This window comes from Pseudarthrobacter sp. SORGH_AS 212, from assembly GCF_030818145.1.
Classification (GTDB): domain Bacteria; phylum Actinomycetota; class Actinomycetes; order Actinomycetales; family Micrococcaceae; genus Arthrobacter.
Genome location: NZ_JAUTAA010000001.1, coordinates 118,034 through 136,053, shown reverse-complemented (window position 1 = coordinate 136,053; position 18,020 = coordinate 118,034). Strand labels below are relative to the sequence as shown.

Annotated in this window: 17 protein-coding genes and 1 tRNA gene; 8 read left to right on the top strand and 10 right to left on the bottom strand. The window is 62.1% G+C overall.

Annotation, left to right across the window (positions count from 1 at the left end; genetic code table 11):
* Positions 1-77: 77 nt before the first annotated feature.
* Positions 78-1,568 (top strand): pyruvate kinase, encoded by a 1,491-nt coding sequence (pyk, locus tag QE394_RS00595; protein WP_349033499.1) that lies wholly within the window; start codon positions 78-80, stop codon positions 1,566-1,568.
* A 93-nt stretch (positions 1,569-1,661) separates the two neighbouring features.
* Here the strand turns inward: pyk and QE394_RS00590 are convergent, their stop codons facing one another.
* Complete coding sequence (locus QE394_RS00590; RefSeq protein ID WP_013600767.1) at positions 1,662-2,267, bottom strand: response regulator; 606 nt, start codon at positions 2,265-2,267, stop codon at positions 1,662-1,664.
* A gap of 206 nt (positions 2,268-2,473) precedes the next feature.
* On the opposite strand from QE394_RS00590, the gene QE394_RS00585 reads away from it, so the two are divergent.
* From QE394_RS00585 to QE394_RS00555, 7 genes are all read left to right on the top strand, one after another.
* Positions 2,474-2,555, top strand: a tRNA-Leu gene (locus QE394_RS00585).
* A gap of 880 nt (positions 2,556-3,435) precedes the next feature.
* Positions 3,436-3,774, top strand: coding sequence for a hypothetical protein (locus QE394_RS00580; RefSeq protein WP_349033498.1), 339 nt, complete (start codon positions 3,436-3,438; stop codon positions 3,772-3,774).
* Between the two features lie 334 nt (positions 3,775-4,108).
* Positions 4,109-4,678 (top strand): HNH endonuclease family protein, encoded by a 570-nt coding sequence (locus QE394_RS00575; RefSeq protein WP_349033497.1) that lies wholly within the window; start codon positions 4,109-4,111, stop codon positions 4,676-4,678.
* Positions 4,679-4,721: 43 nt separating this feature from the next.
* Positions 4,722-5,294 carry a hypothetical protein gene (locus QE394_RS00570; RefSeq protein WP_349033496.1) on the top strand — a complete coding sequence of 191 codons (573 nt, stop codon included), beginning with the start codon at positions 4,722-4,724 and terminating at the stop codon, positions 5,292-5,294.
* A 218-nt stretch (positions 5,295-5,512) separates the two neighbouring features.
* Positions 5,513-5,743, top strand: coding sequence for a hypothetical protein (locus QE394_RS00565; protein WP_091719680.1), 231 nt, complete (start codon positions 5,513-5,515; stop codon positions 5,741-5,743).
* 96 nt (positions 5,744-5,839) lie between these two features.
* Positions 5,840-6,568, top strand: a complete 729-nt coding sequence (locus QE394_RS00560) for a PspA/IM30 family protein (protein ID WP_349033495.1) — start codon at positions 5,840-5,842, stop codon at positions 6,566-6,568.
* A gap of 118 nt (positions 6,569-6,686) precedes the next feature.
* Positions 6,687-7,241 carry a hypothetical protein gene (locus tag QE394_RS00555; protein WP_349033494.1) on the top strand — a complete coding sequence of 185 codons (555 nt, stop codon included), beginning with the start codon at positions 6,687-6,689 and terminating at the stop codon, positions 7,239-7,241.
* 608 nt (positions 7,242-7,849) lie between these two features.
* On the opposite strand, the gene QE394_RS00550 is transcribed toward QE394_RS00555, so the two are convergent.
* The 9 genes from QE394_RS00550 to QE394_RS00510 all read right to left on the bottom strand — a co-directional run bounded on the left by QE394_RS00550 (position 7,850) and on the right by QE394_RS00510 (position 18,015).
* A complete protein-coding gene (locus tag QE394_RS00550) occupies positions 7,850-8,851 on the bottom strand; it encodes a sugar phosphate isomerase/epimerase (RefSeq protein WP_349033493.1) in 1,002 nt (333 codons plus the stop codon).
* A 2-nt stretch (positions 8,852-8,853) separates the two neighbouring features.
* The gene (locus QE394_RS00545) at positions 8,854-10,038 is read right to left on the bottom strand and encodes a Gfo/Idh/MocA family oxidoreductase (RefSeq protein ID WP_261620375.1); all 1,185 of its coding nucleotides are present in this window, start codon (positions 10,036-10,038) and stop codon (positions 8,854-8,856) included.
* A 203-nt stretch (positions 10,039-10,241) separates the two neighbouring features.
* Complete coding sequence (locus QE394_RS00540) at positions 10,242-11,375, bottom strand: DUF5597 domain-containing protein (protein WP_349033492.1); 1,134 nt, start codon at positions 11,373-11,375, stop codon at positions 10,242-10,244.
* Between the two features lie 157 nt (positions 11,376-11,532).
* Positions 11,533-11,880 carry a beta-galactosidase gene (locus QE394_RS00535; RefSeq protein WP_349033491.1) on the bottom strand — a complete coding sequence of 116 codons (348 nt, stop codon included), beginning with the start codon at positions 11,878-11,880 and terminating at the stop codon, positions 11,533-11,535.
* A 65-nt stretch (positions 11,881-11,945) separates the two neighbouring features.
* Entirely contained in the window at positions 11,946-14,003 is a 2,058-nt protein-coding gene (locus tag QE394_RS00530; protein ID WP_349033490.1) for a glycoside hydrolase family 3 N-terminal domain-containing protein, read from the bottom strand.
* A 122-nt stretch (positions 14,004-14,125) separates the two neighbouring features.
* A complete protein-coding gene (locus QE394_RS00525) occupies positions 14,126-15,157 on the bottom strand; it encodes a Gfo/Idh/MocA family oxidoreductase (RefSeq protein ID WP_349033489.1) in 1,032 nt (343 codons plus the stop codon).
* A gap of 1 nt (position 15,158) precedes the next feature.
* Positions 15,159-16,724 (bottom strand): MDR family MFS transporter, encoded by a 1,566-nt coding sequence (locus QE394_RS00520; protein ID WP_349033488.1) that lies wholly within the window; start codon positions 16,722-16,724, stop codon positions 15,159-15,161.
* Positions 16,721-17,614 carry a TIM barrel protein gene (locus tag QE394_RS00515; protein ID WP_349033487.1) on the bottom strand — a complete coding sequence of 298 codons (894 nt, stop codon included), beginning with the start codon at positions 17,612-17,614 and terminating at the stop codon, positions 16,721-16,723. Before QE394_RS00515 ends, QE394_RS00520 begins: the two co-directional genes overlap by 4 nt.
* Positions 17,611-18,015, bottom strand: a complete 405-nt coding sequence (locus QE394_RS00510; protein WP_056078670.1) for a DUF6379 domain-containing protein — start codon at positions 18,013-18,015, stop codon at positions 17,611-17,613. Before QE394_RS00510 ends, QE394_RS00515 begins: the two co-directional genes overlap by 4 nt.
* Positions 18,016-18,020: the final 5 nt, after the last annotated feature.

The following is an 18,020-nucleotide window of genomic DNA, read 5'->3' as shown; positions in this document are numbered from 1 at the left end:
CGCCGTCCTCCAGCGGTGCATGGAGGGTTCACCTCCACGACAACTTAACCAATGCAAGTGACCAATAGGGTAGGTATATGAGACGCGCAAAAATTGTGGCGACATTCGGTCCGGCCATCGCCAGTTACGAGAACACCCTCGCGGTGCTGGAAGCCGGCGTTGACGTTGCCCGCATGAACATGAGCCACGGCGACTACACCGTGCACGACAACACCTACGAGAACGTCCGCAAGGCCGCCGCGGACCTGGGTAAGCCTGTGGCCATCATGGCCGACCTGCAGGGTCCCAAGATCCGGCTGGGCCGCTTCGTTGACGGCCCGCACGCCTTGGCTGTTGGTGACATCTTCACGATCACCACCGAAGACGTCCCCGGTACGCAGGAGATCTGCTCCACGACGCTGAAGACCCTGACCGAAGACGTCAAGGTGGGCGACGCCCTGCTGATCGACGACGGCAAGGTGGCGCTTCGTGCCATCGAGGTCGACAACGTGAAGGTCGTTGCCGAGGTGACCGTGGGCGGCATGGTGTCCAACAACAAGGGCATCAACCTTCCCGGCGTGGCCGTCAACGTTCCCGCACTGAGCGAAAAGGATGAGGACGACCTCCGCTGGGCACTGCGCCGCGGCGTGGACCTCGTTGCGCTCTCGTTCGTCCGGGACGCCTCCGACATCACCCGCGTGCACGAGATCATGGACGAAGAAGGCCGCCGGGCACCGGTGATCGCCAAGATCGAAAAGCCGCAGGCAGTGGACCAGCTGCCCGAGATCGTCGACGCGTTCGACGCGATCATGGTGGCCCGTGGCGACCTCGGCGTGGAACTTCCGCTGGAGGAAGTGCCGATCGTGCAGAAGCGTGCCATCGAACTGGCCCGCCGCTGGGCCAAGCCGGTCATCGTGGCCACACAGGTGCTCGAGTCCATGATCGACAACCCGCGGCCCACCCGCGCCGAAGCCTCCGACTGCGCCAACGCTGTGCTGGATGGTGCCGACGCCGTCATGCTGTCTGGCGAGACCAGCGTGGGCAAGTACCCGATCGAAACGGTCAAGACCATGGCGCGGATCATCGAATCCACTGAGGTCCACGGCCTCGAGCGCGTCCCCCCGCTGGGGACCAAGCCCAAGACCCGTGGCGGCGCCATCACCCGAGCCGCCGTCGAAATCGCCGACCAGTTGGACGCCAAGTACATCTGTGCGTTCACACAGTCCGGTGACTCGGCCCGCCGCCTGTCCCGCCTGCGGCCCATCAAGCCGGTCTTCGCGTTCACGCCGGTGGAGCAGGTCTGGAACCAGCTGGCGCTCACCTGGGGTATCCAGCCGGTACTGGTGCAGATGGTGGACCACACCGACGCCATGACCGCGCAGGTGGACCGCAGCCTCTCGGACATGGGACTCGTTGAGGACGGCGACCTGGTGGTCATCGCAGCCGGTTCCCCTCCCGGAAAGGCGGGTTCAACGAACTCCCTGAAGGTGCACAAGGTGGGCGACCTCGCCGACTCCACACGTGCCGGGGAAGTCGCCAGCAACAAGGAAAAGCTCGGCCCCTGGCCGGAAAAGAAGAAGAAGGCCTAGTTCTTCTGAACGGAAAAGGACCCCTGCCGGCTGGCAGGGGTCCTTTTCGCGTTGGCGCGGCCCGTCGTCGTAATCGCTCCGGGCCAGGCCCGACTAGTTGACCTGGTTGATGATGGTCTCGGCGACCTCGCGCATGCTGAGGCGGCGGTCCATGGAAGTCTTCTGGATCCAGCGGAAAGCCTCGGGCTCGGTGAGGCCCATCTTGGTGGTCAGCAGGCTCTTGGCGCGTTCCACGAGCTTACGGGTGGCGAACTGCTCCTGCAGGTCCGAGACCTCGCTTTCGAGGGCCTTGATCTCCTCGTGGCGGGAGAGCGCGATCTCCAGGGCGGGGATGAGGTCCGCTGGCGTGAAGGGCTTCACGACGTAAGCCATGGCGCCGGCGTCGCGGGCGCGCTCAACCAGTTCCTTCTGGCTGAAGGCGGTCAGCAGCACGACGGGCGCGATGCGTGCCTTGACGATCTTCTCCGCAGCGGAAATTCCGTCCATGACGGGCATCTTCACGTCCATCAGGACCAGGTCCGGCTTGAGTTCCTCGGCCAGCTGCACGGCCTTTTCGCCGTTGTCCGCCTCGCCGATGACGTCGTAGCCTTCGCCGCGCAGGATCTCGATGATGTCGAGGCGGATGAGGGTTTCATCCTCAGCCACAATGACGCGGCGCGCCGGCTGGGATGTGGGCTTGGACTCCGTCTGTTCAGTCACGGGATCTCCTTGGAGGGGTACGGCGGGACATCACTATCTTAGGTGCCACCGCGGTTGTTACTTGGCCTGTATGGGTACAGTTGCGGCAACGGCGGCGCGATTCTGGACTTCAGCCTATCTGCATGTAGAGTAATTCCGCGTACGTGAAGCGATCGCGTTGCTCACAATCAGCTGTGGGCGTACCCGCTGGACTTCACGTATTCCGCGCCCGAGTGGCGGAATTGGCAGACGCGCCGCACTCAAAATGCGGTATCGAAAGGTGTGTGGGTTCGAGTCCCACCTCGGGCACGGCATACCCCCTCGTCATAGGGGGTTTTTGCTTTAACGTGTTGGCATGGCTTGTGGTGGCGTCCCTCTGGCGCTGGGTGCGAGGGCTTCGGCCTGGCCGCCGCGGCGGCCTATTCAGATGTGCGCGGTGGCGGAACCCCAAGAAACCGAACATGTTGAGGACGCCAAACGCGTAGCCGAATATTGGAAATCCCTCGGCATGACTGTACGCACCGTCAATCCAACGACACACCCGACCGTTTTCGCAGAAGGGGGGCTGTCCTTCGCGCAAGCTTCGATACTAACGCAGCTGATAAATCCTACCGAGTGGGCGCTACTGCCGTCTGCTCTACGGGAGACGCTTGGGAGCTCAACGTTGAGGATCAGGCCGAGCGGGATCAGGGCAAAGTACTCCCCGGAGACGAAGGCGTCGTCGTTCGAGAAGACTCCACTCAATAACTCGACGAGGCGACCACACCTGTGGTGTCACAGGTCCTCGAGACGGCGGGCACGGTTCCGGGCAGCCGGGCGTGTCCCAAACAACGACACGAACGTCGTCCCGCAATCCTAAGAGCCCCCGAAAGCTCTTCGGCAGGTCGCGGAAACGGGAGACTTTTACTTAGAGCCTTAGTTCGTTCGAAGCACGAAGGTTGGAATTGCTGATCCCTTTGGTGGCGAGCAGGCCCGGCAAGGAACTTGTGTTCACGACGCCCAAGGGCGGCGCATCATCCACAAGCTCTATTGGCATCACTACTGGGTGCCTGCCGTTCGAACCGCCCAGGCACAGGGCTGACGAAGAATCCAAGGATTCACGACCTGCGCCACACTCATGCGTCGTGGCTGATCGCCAGTGGGTGCTGACGCCACTGAGCGTTCGGTGACAGCTTTCCAAAGGCTTTAGGTGAGCATTCTGTCAATGTCTGCAGAGTTGAACCACCATAGCGTTCGAGAGTCGTCGGTCATGTCGGTGAATCTCGCGGTGGGCATGAACCTGAGAAACCCGCACCATTTCCTGGGAGAAGCCGTGGACATCGAATTCTTTGGGCCCGCCGGAGCCGCGGCGCTGATGCGCGGCACGGAGTCTTGGCTGCGCGATGGCGCGGCCAGCGGACGCTTCCCCCACGCATGCTGGGGCAAAGGAAAAATCATTTTCACATCAGAACACATCCGGGAAATCGCCAAGCTCAGTGAGATCCTTCCCGACTCCGCCGGATTCCATAAATCACTGGACGACCGCTGACGAAGCAGCGGCTCATAGGCACACCGTCAAAGGTACGACTTACCACAGCGAACTGACCTCCGCCTGACAGCCCGGTTCTGGCAAGTACTCCAGCATGTGGCGGGCATGACATGCCCTCTTGCCGTTTGTAGGCGATGCCCGACGATAGCGTGGAAACCTTGCTAAGCAACACAGAAGGGCCGCTCACATCATTCGCTCCACCGCCCCAGTCCTGACAGCTGCAGCCGCCCTTCTTCTGGCCGGTCCTCTTGCTGGCTGCGACGTTGCCGCCCGCGCAATAGACGGCGTCGGTTCTGCTCCCAGCAACTCTGCGACTCAGCCGGGAGGCGGCGACATGGGCCGTGCAGCCGCCCAGGCTCTTGTTCAGTTGGAGAGCATCCCAGTTAAGGGCCGCGCCCCGAAGGCCGGCTACACCCGCGATGAGTTCGGACCTGCCTGGGCCGATACAGACCGCAACGGGTGCGATACCCGCAATGACATTCTCTCCCGCGATCTGACCGGCGAAACGTTCAAGGCAGGCACCCACGACTGCGTCGTCATGACAGGCACGCTCGCGGACAAGTACACCGGCGCCACCATCAACTTCGTCCGCGGCCAGAACACCAGCTCCGACGTTCAGATCGACCACATCGTGCCACTCAGCGACGCCTGGCAAAAAGGTGCACAACAGCTGAGTGCCGATCAGCGCAAACAGCTCGCCAACGACCCACAAAACCTCATGGCGGCCGACGGCCCCACCAACAGCGCCAAAGGCGACAAAGACGCCGCAACGTGGCTACCGCCGAACAAGGCTTTCCGGTGCGAATATGTTGCACGCCAGACAGCGGTCAAGGGCAAATACACTCTCTGGGTAACCCAGGCAGAGCACGATGCCATGGCCGGCATCTTGAAGGGCTGTCAGTAAGCGCGTCGCAATAATTCCCAAATACTGTGTAACACTTCGTGGCATGAACGATCCCCGAAGCCGGATCCTGCCACTCCTTCGCCAAGGCGAAAAGCTCCTGTGGGTGGGTCAACCCGATCCACAGGTCCGTTTTACCGGGGCGGACGCCTTTCTGGTGCCATTCAGCATCCTCTGGGGCGGCTTCGCAATCTTCTGGGCGTTCATCGTCGTCACCACCGTCAAGCAGCAGCCCTTCTTCGCGCTGTGGGGCATACCCTTCGTCCTGGTCGGTCTCTATTTCATCTTTGGCAGATTCATCGTCAAGAAGCGGCGGAAGCTACGCACGGTGTACGGACTCTCTGATCGCCGGGCAATCGTCTGCATCGGAGACCGATCCGTTTCAGATTCGCCTGTCAGCGGGGTAGCGACCAAGGTAGATCGGTCCAGAGATGGGCGCCACGTCAGCGTGGCGTTCGGGTCTCAGGGCATGGGTGGAATTTTCGGAATGGGTTTGGGAATGTACCAAAACACCGGGATGGATGTCGTTAGCTTCGGGCTGGGGCAAACGGTGGCCTTCTACGACGTTGCCGACGCCGAGGGCCTGCTTAGTGCTTTGGACCAGGCCGGAGTCGGCTGATATTAGGCGGTGGACCGGAAGCACCGCATGGGTCCTGCTCGTCCTCGCTTTGATGGTCCTGATCGGCTGCGGCCTGGCGCGGACAACGTTCTCCGGTCGGGCACCCGAACCGGTTATGCTCGAGGACGCCCGGGGCAGGGGACGAGCCGGAAGATGGCTTTCGTCAGGCATGTGGGAAATTCTTCGGCCCCAGGTCGTGTCGGTGGGAGACTTTGACTATGAGCGTCCAGCAGTGGTGGCCAAATCTTGAGCCCACAACGCAACAATGGCTGATCGATAACAACGGTGATGTCCTTCCGCCCGAGGTCATTGCAAAGATTGTCGAGGCAGGTGGGCCGCCACCGGGGGACCCATGGTGGGGCAGAAACGGGGAATCCGAAGGCTTCCTGTTCCCCGATGAGGCTATCGATTGGATTGAGGAGACCGCTAACGGCGAGGATCGAACTTGAAGCGCCAGGTCTTCCAATACGCATACGATGTTGTGGTCATGGCCAGCCTTGCCGGACGCATAGAATGCGAAGGCAACCACCGATAGAAAGACCTCCGTGAAGCAGAGTATTTTCGCCCGCGTTGCCCAGCTGGCCAAGGCCAACCTGAACGCCCTCCTGGACTCCGCGGAAGACCCGCAGAAGATGCTGGACCAGATGGTCCGCGACTACTCGAACAACATCCGTGAAGCCGAGGCCGCGATCGCGCAGACGATCGGCAACCTCCGGATGGCCGAGGACGACCACAACCGGGCTGTCGACGAGTCCACCTCCTGGGGCAACAAGGCGGTCGCAGCGTCCCGGAAGGCCGACGAGTTCCGGACCGCGGGCAATAGCAGTGACGCGGATAAGTTCGATGCCCTCGCCCGGCTGGCTCTTCAGCGGCAGATGACCGCCGAGACCACAGCCAGGGCCCAGGCGCCTGGTCTGGCCGCCCAGAACGAGGTCGTCGATAAGCTCAAGAGCGGCCTGGACCAGATGCGCGGCAAGCTCGGGGAACTGACCGCCAAACGCAACGAGCTGGTCAACCGGGCCCGGGTCGCCGCCACGCAGACCCAGGTGAACGACGCCCTCAGGGCCCTGGACACCGGAGACCCAACGTCGGCCATTGGCCGGTACGAGGAGAACATCCGCCGCCAGGAAGCAACCGTCCGCGGCCAGCAGGAACTCGCCGCCTCCTCCCTGGACGCCCAGTTCGCCTCCCTCGAAGACCTCGGGGAGCAGTCCGAAGTGGAAGCCCGCCTCGCCGCACTGAAATTCATGGACCGGAAAGCCATCGACTACTAGAGGAAAGAACCGGGTTGTTGAAGGGTTGACCAAGGATTGTCGAACCCCTTGCCTGACCTGCATCTCGCCGCTTGGATCGGACTATGAGGATTCAGCCTTACCCGGGGCGCGGCCGGTTATGAACAAGCCGGCAGCTGTCGGGGGGACACCGCGGGGCGGTTGGTCGGCCTGGAGAGAGTGGGCCGGAAGCCACCCTATTCTGCACGCCGTCCTGGTCGGGGTCACCACTGGTTTCCTCTGGCTGGGCGTCAGCCTCATTCTGGGACGCAACGCGGGCTTTGCAGCGGTCAATGGCATCTTCTACGGACTGGCGGTCGCATCAATGACATGGTTCGCGCAGAGGCGGTTCCGGAAGACCGACGCCAGACTCGACGAGCGAGGGCAGGCGCTCATGTTCCTGCGGTATCCCTATGCGAGGCCCGGTTCCCTAAGCACCGTCTGGCAGATGGGCATCGCAGATCCGGGGCCGGGCCGGATCGACTTCCAACCAGCCGTCTACGAAGATCTTGTGCCAACCGGCCGGAGCAAGGCCCTGACCGGGCTTGGCGCCGTTTCAGCTCCGCGGTATGCGGATCCTGACGACAATAAGCATCACGTGCCGCCCGGTTTCCAGGTCGTCAGTGTCGAATCAGACGGCGGAGTCATCGAGATCGCGGCCAGACGAGTTGGGTAGCGAGTCCCTTTCTGGCTTGGACGGCTGCGGCATGTTTGACGTTCATGTGGTCCGGGGTCGTGGCCGCCCTGCCGAGGATCTGCCGGCGTACAGCCTTCCGTTCGTCGTCGCGGAGGGACAGAGTAACGTCGCTGGTGGCCATGTTGCAGCAGTCTCGAGGACTTTGGGTTGGAGACGAGGCCGCCGATCATAAGGCCGACGCCGGTCAGGAGACAGCCAAAGCCAAATATGTTGGTGATGCTGGCTTCGTCCGGGAAGGACAGCATTCCTAGGCTCGCACCGGTGGGGAAGAGTACCACCGCCCCAATGGGCAAATAGAGGGTGAAGTAATTTCGGACAGCACGGCCCAGACAAAGGTCGGCGACTCCCTCGGCCCGGCGTTCCGCCTTCGCCCACCGGTCCGCCGACCCGGCCAGCAGGTCATCGAGCCCGCCCATCGATACCTCCCGGTTGGGAACCGCATACTTCTGAGTCCACGCTACGTCTGGGACGCCAGTTGGCAAACTCGTTCTCAATCACGTACTTGATCACTTTGTCGGTGACGAGTCCCGAGACAAGAATTCCTCATCGAATGCTGCTCTTCAATGGAGTCAGTTCTGGTTCACGCCTCAGTCCTTGCTGCTGAAGGCGGCGTCGAAGCTGGTCTGGGAGGCGGGGAAGTCGTATTTTTTGAGGGCTGCGAGGGCTTCGGGGGCGCCGTGGAGGCGGTCCATGCCGGCGTCTTCCCATTCCACGGAGATGGGCCCGTCGTAGCCGATGGCGGCCAGCGCCCGGAAGGACGCTTCCCAGGGGACGTCGCCGCGGCCGGCGGAGACGAAGTCCCAGCCGCGGCGGGGGTCGCCCCAGGCCAGGTGGGAACCGAGGACGGTGTTCCGGCCGGTCTGGCGGATCTTGGTGTCCTTGCAGTCCACGTGGTAGATCCGGTCCTTGAAGTCCCAGATGAAGGACACGGGGTCGATGCCCTGCCACATCATGTGGGAGGGGTCCCAGTTCAGGCCGAACGCTTCGCGGTGGCCGATCGCTTCGAGGGTGCGGACGGTGGTCCAGTAGTCGTAGGCGATCTCGGAGGGGTGGACTTCGTGGGCGAAGCGGACGCCGTTGTCGTCGAAGACGTCCAGGATGGGGTTCCAGCGGTCGGCGAAGTCCTGGTAGCCGGCGTCGATGACCTTTTCCGGGACGGGCGGGAACATGGCGACGTACTGCCAGATGGAGGAGCCGGTGAACCCGACGACGGTGTCCACGCCCAGTGCGCGGGCGAGCCGGGCGGTGTGCTTGAGTTCCTCGGCGGCGCGCTGGCGGACGCCTTCGGGGTCCCCGTCGCCCCAGACCTTCGAGCCGACGATGGCTTCGTGGCGGAAGTCGATGGGGTCATCGCAGACGGCCTGGCCCTTGAGGTGGTTGGAGATGGCCCAGACTTTGAGGTTGTACTTGTCCAGGAGTTCGAGCTTGGACTCGACGTAGCCGGGTTCGTCCACGCGCCAGGCGTCCAGGTGGTCTCCGGAGACGGCGATTTCGAGGCCGTCGTAGCCCCAACCGGAGGCAAGCCTGGCGACTTCCTCGAGGGGAAGGTCGGCCCACTGGCCGGTGAACAGGGTAAACGGGCGGGGCATGGTCAGGCTCCTTCAGAAACGAGGGACTTGTCTTCGACAGCGGTAATGGTGCTCTTGTTCCTGGCTGAGGCTTCCACAGCATCGAGGACACGTTGGACCTGCAGTCCGTCTTCAAACGACGGCGACGGCGACTCATCGGCCGCAATTGCGGTGAGGAAGTCTCGGATCTGGTGGGTGAAAGTGTGTTCCCAACCGATGATGTGACCCTGCGGCCACCACGCTTCGAGGTAGGGGTGTTCGGGTTCATTGACCAGGATCCGGCGGAAACCCTGCTCACGAACAGGCACGGTGGCGTCCAGGAAATTCAGCTCGTTCAGCGCTTCCAGGTCAAATGTCAGCGACCCTGAGGTGCCGTAGATTTCGAGCTTGAGGGAGTTTTTCTGGCCGGTCGCGACGCGGGATGCTTCGACGGAGGCGCCCATTTCGCCGGTGAGCCAAAACGTTGCCCAGGCGGCGTCGTCTACAGTGACGTCTTCTAAACCGCCCGGACCGGGCCGCTGAGTCACGAACGTTTTCAGCACCCCCGATGCCTCGAGGATGGTCTGTCCGGTCAGGTACTGGATTTGGTCGATGGCGTGCGAGGCGATGTCGCCGAGCGCGCCGGAGCCGGCGGTTTCCTTGCGGAGCCGCCAGGTCATGGGCGATTGGTCGTCGGCGAGCCAGTCCTGGAGGTAGGCGGCGCGGACGTGGCGGATGGTGCCTAACCGTCCTTCGGCGATGAGTTCCTTGGCCAGGGCGAGGGCGGGAACGCGGCGGTAGTTGAAGCCGATCATCGATCGAACCCCGCGGGTACGCGCTTCAACGGCTGCGGCCACCATCAGTTCGGCCTCACCCAGGGTGTTGGCCAGCGGCTTCTCCACCAACACGTGTTTGCCGGCGGCCAGTGCGGCGATGGCGATTTCGGCGTGCATCCAACCGGGCGCGCAGATATCAACGATGTGGATGTCGTCCCGCTCAATCACGGAACGCCAATCTGTGGCCGACTCGGCCCAACCGTACTTGGCTGCGGCCTCCGCTACCTGGGTGGCGTCCCGGCCCACGAGCACTTTCTGCTCGAAGGCCGGGACATCGAAGAAACTGGCCACGTTCCGCCACGCATTCGAATGGGACTTCCCCATGAAGGCGTAGCCGATGGCAGCAACCCCCAATGGGCTTGCGTGTTGATTTCCTGGTGGTTCTGTCTTCATGAATTTCCTTCCTTTGCAGGCATTCGGCTGGCAACGTCGTTCCGTCCCGTACGACCAGCACCGCAGACGGCACCTTCGATCGGCTGCCGACCAACTGTGGCTGGATTCAGACGACAAGGAGGACCGGACAAATCGCCCTAAGAGGGGCCCTGCCGGGATGGCTCCAAGGCATTCCGGGGGTCTTTGCTGAGAGCTGGTTGTTGTTAGCTCGTGGTTGTGAGGATGCGGACCCTCACGGCTGTGATGTGCTTGTCAGAAAGGATCTCAAGGCGTTCGTCCCCGTTGAGGAATCGCCCTTCCTGAAACCCGGCATTGGTCACCACCAGCTCCCTGACTGAATCCAGTTCAACGTCACAGCCGGGCTTGTGGAAGTCCACTTGTGCTCCTTGGCCCACCACGATGAACTCGGTGGGACTGATGGCCAGAACCATTCCAAAGGGACGGGCGTCTCCTGGGGTAGGGCCGTGGGTAGCGGCAACCGTTTCTTCCAGGAGTTCGGGCGCCGGGGGAACACGAACGCCTGCATCCAGAAGCATTCCTTCGAGGAGCTTCCTGGAATTTCGAACCGTTATTGAAGTACCCGCCAGTTCTGTGCTGATGGATTCCTCCTCCGGGTCAAGGGCGAAGCCAAAAATACGGCCGTCGCGCTGGGCATCCACTATCTCTGGAGTAAGGGAAGTGATGATGGAGCAGGCGGCGCTGAACTGGTTGCCTTCCCGGCCTTCTTCCACCCCGAAGACGTTGTAGCCCAGACCACCAAATCCCCCAATGGCCAAGAACGCATCTCCGGCCCGGTAACGTGCTTCGGGGATGAAAAGGGGATTGGAATCGGAGGCGTATTGACGCATGACCTCCTCTGCATTGGGCACGTAGATATCCGGTGCCAGGAAGTCGATGGCCGGCGCCGCGGCACGCCATACCGGGATCATCCGGGCCGTCGGTCCGCCGCTTGGGTACTGGCCGGGCAGGTCCTGTCCCCGTTGAGGGCCGATCCAGGCGTTTGCGTAAGTGGGCAGGGGCAGGACTTCCTTTCCGGCTGCCGCCAAACCTCCCACAAAGGATGCAAATCCCCAGGCCATAAAGGTCTCTTCGGCAACGGGGTTGTCATCTCCGAAGTGGTCCGCCCAGCTTTTGCTGCTGTCCGGGCGCGCGCCAAGGGCCTGCACAAACTCCTGGTCAAAGGATTCCGGAGCTTGAGAAACCGCAGCAATCAAATGCCCAGGGAGCGGTGCCTTCCAAACGGCGTCGGCCAGTGCGCTGTGGTCTCTTCCTGCACCCAGCAGTCCAACCTCGTTTTCCACCTGAACCATGATGACTGTATGGTCCGGATCGACCATGGACAGATGCGCTAACAGGGCAGTGTAGGCGGTTCGGTCCGCTTCAAAGAGATTGTCAGAGAAGACGGACAAGCTTGGCCGCGGCATGGATCCGGGATACGAAAAGGGGGTCTTGAACGGTTTGACGCCCCTGTCCGCGCGCGGGAAACGTTCACGGTCAGCGCGAACCCAGCCGCGGGGCATAGGTGGAGAAAGCGTTCTTGAACGCCCCGAACCAGATCAGTACCAGACGGACGCCGGTGGACCGTGCGTCTTCCACCAGCCCGTCGACGATCGAAAAATCGAGTTGTCCTTCAACCGGTTCTGTTTGTTCCCAGGACACAGGAGCGATCACCGTGTTGACCCCCGCCTTTGCCAGTTTCTCCCAGATGGGCGACATATAGCTCCTGTCAGATGCACTGGAATTATGCAGTTCGCCTCCGATGCAGAGAAACGGCTTCTCCTCAACAATCAGCCTGACGTGGCTGCCCGTCCGCTCGAGTCGGGGAAGGTTCTGGTGTGGCATGGGGATCGGTCCTTACTACTTGGTGGGCGGAATACTTGGTGGCTGGGCTACTTGGCTTATTGGTTTCAGGGGGAACTGGGAGTGACCCACAGGCTGAATTCCCGGGAGGTCAGGCCGCTGCCAATCCCCACCCGGAACTCGCCTGGCTCCACGATGTATCCGGCACGGTGATCGTTGGTCCAGAATCCCAGATCATCCCAGCCGATGGTCAGCGATACCCGCCGTTCCTCTCCGGCAGGTACGAATACTCGCCTGAAGCCCCGCAACTGCCTGACGGGCCGGGTCACTGTGGCCAGCAGATCGGAAATATACAACTGGACCACTTCGTCGCCATCCTTTGTTCCGGTATTGCGAACGATCGTGGTGAAAGAGATCCTGGATCCAGCTCTCAGCTCGTCCAAGGTGACCGAAAGTGCTTGGTCCGGCGATGATTCCAACTCAAAGGACGTGTAGCTAAGCCCGTATCCGAAACCGAATTGCGGACCCAGCTCCAAGTCCAGGTACTTCGACTTGTAATAGTCATCAGTGTTGTTGGGTCCGGTCAGCCCAACGTCCGGCCGTTTGTCAGCAAGAGAGCCTCCTGTGCGGGCAGGCCTCCCCGTTGACTCATGGTTGTAGTAGATGGGGACTTGACCCACAGCGCGCGGGAAAGACATGGGAAGCTTGCCGCCCGGGTTGACCGCGCCGGTGAGGACATCCGAAATTGCTTTTCCTGCCTCGGTGCCCAGATGCCATGCCACCAGAAGGGCAGGACATTGATCAATCCAATCGCTGACCACCAGTGGGCGGCCGGTCATCAGGACCACGGCAAAGGGGGTGCCCGAGCCGGCAATGGCATGGATCAATTTCTCCTGGTCTCCGGGCAGGTCCAATGAACTCCGCGAGCTCGCCTCCCCGGAAAGGTCACTGGGTTCCCCGACGGCGACGATCACCAGGTCCGCCTCAGCGGCGGCAGCAGCTGCTTCAGCCTGAAGGCCGGGATCGGAGCCAAAGAAGGTGGCGCCGGGCAAGGTGGTCACTACGGACTCCGGCAGGGCTTCTGCCAGCGATTCGGCAATGGATGTGGTGGTGGGGGAGGCGAAGTACTGTACCCAGGCTCCAAGGTGGTCCTTGCTGTCAGCGTAAGGACCCACCACAAGGACTCGTTGCCGCCAGGGCTTCACCGGCAACACGCCGTCGTCGTTCTTCAGCAGGACCGCGCAGCGCGCGGCAGTATCCCTCGCCGCTGAGAGCGAGGCATCATCTGGGTCTGTTGCTGCTGTGGATTCGTCCACATACGGGTTCTCGAACAGGCCCAGCGCTTGCTTCAGCCGGAGTACCCGGAGTACGGCGTCGTCCAAGCGCTCAGAGTCCAGTAGCTCCTCGCGGACAATGGGCTCACCGTCGCTCAGCAAAGAGCCGCCCATTTCAACATCGAGACCTGCTGAAAGTGCCAGGCGCCCGGCGTCGGAAGTGTCGGCCGCGATGCCATGGTCCACAAGCTCGCCCACGCCATCGGCGTCTGCCACCACGATCCCGTCATGTCCCCACTCGTTCTTCAGGACATCGGTGAGCAGCTCCCGGTTGGCGTGCATGGGTACGCCTGAGACTGCGTTGAAGCTTGCCATGACACTGGCGACTCGTGCTGCGACCGCCGCCCTGAAGGGTTCCAGATACACATTGTGGAGCCGCTGGACCGAGATGTCCGTGGTGTTGTAGTCGCGTCCTCCTTCGGCGGCACTGTAGCCAACAAAGTGCTTTGCGCAGGCGGCAATGGATGCGTTGGAGGAAAGATTATCGCCCTGGTAGCCGCGGATCTTGGCCTCCCCGAAGACGGCGTTGAGGTAGGGGTCCTCGCCAAATCCTTCCACTACGCGCCCCCATCGGGGGTCCCGTGACACATCGATCATGGGCGAAAAGGTCCAGTTCACTCCATTGGACCGGGCTTCCTTGGCAGAGAGCCGGGCGTCGGCCCTTGCCACCTCCGGATCGAAGCTGGCCGCTTGTGCCAGAGGAGTGGGAAAGATCGTGAACTGGCCGTGGACCACGTCAAGGCCGATCAGGAGGGGGACGCCGTGCGGGCTTTCTTCGACGGCGATCCGCTGAAGCGCGTTGGTGGCCTGGGCTGAGGCGGGCCAGAACAATGCTCCCGCACCGTTTCGGGCCAGGCTTCCCGCTTCCGCAGAGTCCGGGCCTCCAGACGATCTGAAGCTGTGCCAGTTTCTGCGCATAGGTCATGGAGGCCACTATCTGCTCCGGCTGTACTTTAGCTTTCACGGTGAAGATCCTCCTGGGAAGGTTTGTGGACCTGGTGCCTTATGAGGTCCAGTGTGCGCATGATGGCCAGAGAGTCGCCCAAGGGCATCACGGAACTCTGCGGGCTACCGGATTCGAGCAGCGCGTGGAACTCGAGAATTTCGTACCTGAGTCCGCCGCCAACAATGGGCGCCTGAATGATGTGGGACTGCTGAAATCCCGGCCCCGAGGGGTTGTAGCGTGAAACAGTCAGCTCGTTGGGGCAATGGTGCGGGGCCGGCAGTTCAATGAGGCCTTCGGTTCCCAGTATCCGTGCGTTGTTGGGAAGCACTGTGGACATTGATGAGCTGATGTATCCGGTTGCGCCGTCACCAAAGGAAAGAAGCGCCGTGGTGTCCAGGTCCACCCCGCTGGTGCTGCTGCGGCCGAACGCGGCGACGGCCGGTTCATCGCCCAGAAGCCAGTGCGACAGTTGTACAGGGTAAACGCCCATCTCCAGGAGGCTTCCGCCGCCCAAGGCGGGATCGTACAACTGCGGCCGCGCCCTCGGCCCAGCCTCCGGAATCGGGAAACCGAAGGACGCTTCAACCTTCCGCACCTCTCCAATTGCACCATCGTCCACCAGCCGCTTCAGCTCAACGTAGGCAGGCAGGAACCGGGACCACATGGCCTCCATCAGCACTGTCCCGGCTCGCTTGGCGGTTCGGGCCAGATCAAGGGCCTCGGCGTGGGTGGCGGTAAAGGGCTTCTCCACCAGGACGTGTTTACCCGCCTCCAGGAATTGCCTGGCATGCTCATGATGCAATCCGGCAGGGGTGGAAACGTACACCGCGTCAATGGTGGGGTCATGGGCAAGATCCTGAAAGGACGAGTGCTGGGTTGGGATGCCGAAATCGGAACAGAACTTGCCTGAGGCCGCCACGGTCCGGGACGCTGCAGCAGCGAGGAAGGCAGAGGGGACTTCAGCAATGGTCTGCGCGAATTCACGGGCAATGGTTCCCGTACCGGCGAGCCCCCATCTCACAATGGTTTTGCCGCGCACGTTAATCCTTTCCCTGCAGAGCCAGGTCGGCAGAGCCGTCCAGGGCGGCAGAGTCGGCAGAGTCATCTGCAGGGACCGCGGCATCATCGGAAAGGCGGCCATCGGGCAGCAGCAACGCTGCAATGAAACCCAGGGTGTAGACGCCGGCCAGGGCAAGAAAAACGGGAGAAAAGACGTCGTGGTAGATCGCTGCGATCTCGGCTTGCATCGCGGGGTCGGCGGCGTGGACCAAGGCAGGCGTCAGAGTTTGGGAATCGAGCCCGGTTGGCAAGAGCGATGCGACGCCGAACCCCACCACGCCGCCTACTACCGCTGATCCTACGGTGGATCCGATCTGCCCGCTGAGTCCCGCGGTTGCGGTTGCGGCGCCGAGTTCACTGCGTGGTGCAGCACCTTGCACGATCGCAATGGCGAGGCTCATGAACGCTCCCGTGCCGAGGCCCACGAACGCCATGATCAGCGCCGGGACCCACAGCGGCGCGCCCCGCGGGAGCAGGAACATGGCTCCGAGTCCGAGTGCTCCCATCACTGTTCCGACTATGGGAAACGCGCGGTAGCGGCCCGTTCGCGACGCGAGCCAGCCCGTCACGAGATTGCCCACCAACATTCCCAGCACAGTGGCGATGGGAACCAGTCCTGAGATGGTGGCGCTGACTCCATAGGCCATCTGGAAATACGTTGGCAGGTACGCCGTGGCTGAGATAAGCCCCGCACCCATGACTGCTGAGAGTCCCACGCCTGCACTGAACGTGCGGTTGCGGAACAAGTGAACCGGGATGATGGGGTTCTGTTGACCGCGCTCGACGACGACGAGCCCGCCTAGCGCTGCTACGCCTGCTCCAAGGGCGATCCACGCTGCGGAGTTTCCGGAGCTGAACCACGCAACTGCCAGCACCACCGCCACAAGGACAGCGGTGAGCAGCACCGCTCCAACGACGTCGAACCGTTTCTTGCCCGCCGGTTCGATGTGTGGAACGGCCACGACGGCCAGGAGAAGTGCGGCAAGCCCCACCGGGACGTTGATCCAAAACACCCAGGGCCATCCCCAATGATCCGTGATCAGGCCCCCGAGGAGCGGCCCGATCAGAATTGCCACCGGGAAGGCTGCGCCGATCAGTGAGAGGTACGCAGGACGTTGCCTCGGCGTGGTGACCTCGGCAACGATCGTCTGCGACATCAGCTGAAGACCCGCGGCGCTCATGCCCTGGAGGACCCGGGCGACGACGAGCTGGGTCATGTCATGCGCGAGGCCACACACGAAGGACGCTGCAACAAAGCCGATCAGCGCAATGAGGAAGACCATCCGCGGACCGACCCGATCGCCCAGCCCTCCGAGTACCGGGAGCAGGACAGTACTGGCGAGCGTGTATCCCACTACCACCCAGCTCATGTGCTGGAGGGCTCCGAGTTCGCCGGCGACAGTGGCCAAGGACGTCGAAACGATGGTGTGATCGAGGGCTCCAAGAAATGACACCGCCAGGAGCGCTGCCATGAGGAGCCGGAGCCGGGTGGGAGAGATCCGGCCTGTGTTGCTGTTGCTGCGGCTGTGGTTGCGTACTTCGGTCACTGCGTCCCGGCGATCTCGGCCTCCAGGCTGTGCAGAAGCGCATGCTGCCGGCGGACCTGCTCAATGGATCGGTAAGGCAGCCGATCGCCTTCGTATTCACTGGACAGGTAACCGGACCATCCGTTCTCCTTCAGGGTCTGAAGGATCTCGCGCCAAGGAATCTGGCCGTCAACCAGGTCATCGTCGATGTCGAAGAATTTCGCCTGAATAAACGACACGTAGGGGAGAACATCCGCCAGGTCCGACATGGGAACGGCAAGGGGTTTACGCCATCCTTCTTCCTGGGCTTCTTCGCTGAGGCCGTCATGCTTGGCGGTGGTGATCGCCCTTTGGAAGATACCGGTGTCGATGAGCAGGCGGAAGTTCTTCGATCCGGTTCGCTCGATGAACGCGATGAACTCGTCCACCACCGGGTGCTTGATGGGAGTGGGCGCATGGATTTCCGGGCAAATAATGAGGTTCAGTTCGGCCGCGAGATCGAGGTTGCGCTCAATCACTTCCTCCCAGATCGGGTGGGGGCGCAGGTCCATGGACACTACACCGATCTTGGGGCGGATTGAGGTGAATCCAAGACGATGGGCCAGCCGAAGATCGCGGGCCAGCATTACAGCGCCCTCATCTGCGGTGAGGTCGCGGTCACGCCACATGCTCGAGTCGATCCACGACCCGTAATTGGTAGGCTCCAGCTGGTATTTTTCGAGCAGCCCGAACCATTGGTCAATCCACGCGGCGGACGGTTCCGGGTAGTTGGGCACGTGACCTTCGCCCAGGATCTCAATCCCGGTGGCGCCGATGTCAGCTATGTGTGCCATGGCGTCTTCGAGGGTGAGGACGGTGTTGATATCACCGGTGTAGCTGTAGAGGGAGACGCCGTACTTGAGGTTGCTCATGCGAGGACCGTGACCTTTCGCTGGGACGTGAAAATTGACGGTTGGAATTCAGCCGGAATGTAGGGTGCGTGCAGCGCAATATCAACGCGGACGTCGTGGACACCTACCGCCAGGCCGCCTGGGAGCGGCACCATGACGGTGGCCACTTCATCGAGCTGCCAGCGGACATCGGTGGACTGGCGCAGCTCCTGGATGCTGAAAGTGCGTCCCTGGAGCGTCCAGCGCGGTACTTCCCGGCTCCATGCCTGACCATCTACGGTGACAGCGACCCCGTCGATGAGGCTTGCCCAGACACCTCGGTAGTTCGGCATGCGCAGGGCTATCTCGAAGCCGACAGTTTCGGTTCCCTCGTGGACGTTGCGAAAGCCCCGGCTTTGGATCAGTTCTCGTTCGAGGACCATGTTTT

Coding starts and splice junctions, on each gene's coding strand:
- QE394_RS00575 (WP_349033497.1), top strand. CDS start 4,109: ATGGGCCGTGCAGCCGCCCAGGCTCTTGTTCAGTTGGAGAGCATCCCA.
- QE394_RS00510 (WP_056078670.1), bottom strand. CDS start 18,015: ATGGTCCTCGAACGAGAACTGATCCAAAGCCGGGGCTTTCGCAACGTC.
- QE394_RS00535 (WP_349033491.1), bottom strand. CDS start 11,880: ATGCCACACCAGAACCTTCCCCGACTCGAGCGGACGGGCAGCCACGTC.
- QE394_RS00555 (WP_349033494.1), top strand. CDS start 6,687: ATGAACAAGCCGGCAGCTGTCGGGGGGACACCGCGGGGCGGTTGGTCG.
- QE394_RS00565 (WP_091719680.1), top strand. CDS start 5,513: ATGAGCGTCCAGCAGTGGTGGCCAAATCTTGAGCCCACAACGCAACAA.
- QE394_RS00570 (WP_349033496.1), top strand. CDS start 4,722: ATGAACGATCCCCGAAGCCGGATCCTGCCACTCCTTCGCCAAGGCGAA.
- QE394_RS00540 (WP_349033492.1), bottom strand. CDS start 11,375: ATGGTCGATCCGGACCATACAGTCATCATGGTTCAGGTGGAAAACGAG.
- QE394_RS00545 (WP_261620375.1), bottom strand. CDS start 10,038: ATGAAGACAGAACCACCAGGAAATCAACACGCAAGCCCATTGGGGGTT.
- pyk (WP_349033499.1), top strand. CDS start 78: ATGAGACGCGCAAAAATTGTGGCGACATTCGGTCCGGCCATCGCCAGT.
- QE394_RS00550 (WP_349033493.1), bottom strand. CDS start 8,851: ATGCCCCGCCCGTTTACCCTGTTCACCGGCCAGTGGGCCGACCTTCCC.
- QE394_RS00515 (WP_349033487.1), bottom strand. CDS start 17,614: ATGAGCAACCTCAAGTACGGCGTCTCCCTCTACAGCTACACCGGTGAT.